Source organism: Nocardioides sp. P5_C9_2, assembly GCF_054049555.1.
Genome location: NZ_JBFUMD010000645.1, coordinates 1 through 1,670, shown reverse-complemented (window position 1 = coordinate 1,670; position 1,670 = coordinate 1). Strand labels below are relative to the sequence as shown.

Sequence of the window (1,670 nt, the reverse complement as noted above, 5' to 3'; positions counted from 1 at the left end):
GAGCCGGACCCTTGCCGGGCACTGGCGGCGCGCGACAGCCGCGAGCGCGACCGAGGTGTCGGCCGCCRCCAGTCGCGCCGGGKGAGCTGCGCCGGGCGAGCCGGACCCTTGCCGGGCACTGGCGGCGCGCGACAGCCGCGAGCGCGACCGAGGTGTTGTCCTGACTTGTGTCGGTCTGGACAGTTCTGTCTCGGGTTCGTCCGGACACTTTGACCGCCGTGTGCGCACGCTGCGTCCATGGCAGACAGGGTGGTTCCGATGGACGTGCGCGCCATGGTCGTCGCGTGGCCCGACGACGCTCCCCGCGGGGCAGTGACTCGCTTCGTCGAGGAGCACGGTGTTTCTCGAGCGTGGTTCTACGAAATCCGCGCCCGGGCCAGATCCGAGAACGCGATGTCCGCGATGCAACCCCGCCCCCGGTCCTCCGCGGCACCGCACCCGCAGGCGATCGCCGCCGAGGTGGAGGAACTGGCCGTGCGGATCCGCAAGGAGCTCGCCGATGCCGGGTGGGACCACGGGCCACTGTCGGTACGTCACCGTCTCCAAGAACTCGGGATGGCCGCGCCGGCCGCCTCGACCCTGGCACGAGCCTTCACCCGCCACGGGATGGTCGTTCCCCAACCCCAGAAGCGGCCCCGGTCGTCGTATCGACGCTTCGAGTTCGCCCGCGTCCACGAATGCTGGCAGCTCGACGCCTGGGAGTGGACCCTGGCCGACGGGTCCAGATGCGTGATCTTCCAGCTCCTCGACGACCACTCCCGGTACATGATCGCCAGCCACGTCGCGCCCGGGGAACGCTCGATCGACGCGCTCAGCGTGGTCAGGACCGGGATCGAACGGTTTCAGGTCCCCTGCCTGTTGCTCAGCGACAACGGCACCGCGTTCAACCGCGATCGACTCGGGCGCCAGACCCAGCTGGTCGCCTTGCTCGCCAGCCTCGGCTGTCGACCCATCACCGGGCGACCCCGCCATCCCCAGACCCAAGGCAAGGACGAACGCGTCCACCAGACCCTGCAGCGCTGGCTACGAGCCAGACCCCCGGCCGCGACCCTCACGGACCTGCAATGCCTCATCGACGAGTTCGACGACCACTACAACCACCGACGACCTCACCAATCCCTGCGGATGCGCACCCCAGCCCACGTCCTGACCCACGACCCCCTCGCCATCGCCCCCGACCCGCCCGATGCGGTGAAACCCGCGCGACCCGTACGGGCCGAGACTCGCCGCGTGGCTCGCAACGGCAAGATCTCGGTCAAGGACATCGCAATCCAGCTCGGCGCCGAGCACGCCGGCACCCACGTCACCGTGATCACCAGCGACTCGAGCCTCAACATCTTCGGCCCCGACGGACTCCACATCCGATCCCTCGTCCTGGAGCCCGGCAAGACCTACTACAGCAACGGACGACCCCGCGGCCGTCGACGCCCACCACCCGAAGCGTCCACACTGACCTGAGACAACAGTTCTGTCCGGACGAACCCGAGACATGACAGCGCGACCGAGGTGTCGGCTGCCGCCAGTCGCGCAGGGCGAGCCGGACCCTTGCCGGGTACTGGCGGCGCGCGACAGCCGGGGGCGCGACCGGGGTGCCGGCCGCCGCCAGCTGCGCCGGGCGAGCCGGACCCTTGCCGGGTACTGGCGGCGCGCGACAGCCGGGGGCGCGACCG

General features: G+C 70.5%; 1 protein-coding gene. It reads left to right on the top strand.

Annotation, left to right across the window (positions count from 1 at the left end):
* Nucleotides 1-393 precede the first annotated feature (393 nt).
* On the top strand, nucleotides 394-1,458 hold the full coding sequence (locus tag ACXJKL_RS20575; protein ID WP_457208854.1) for an integrase core domain-containing protein: 1,065 nt from the start codon (nucleotides 394-396) through the stop codon (nucleotides 1,456-1,458).
* Nucleotides 1,459-1,670 lie beyond the last annotated feature (212 nt).

Bases quoted from the DNA above. Each gene is read 5' to 3' on its own strand.
- ACXJKL_RS20575 (WP_457208854.1), top strand. From the start codon at position 394: ATGTCCGCGATGCAACCCCGCCCCCGGTCCTCCGCGGCACCGCACCCG.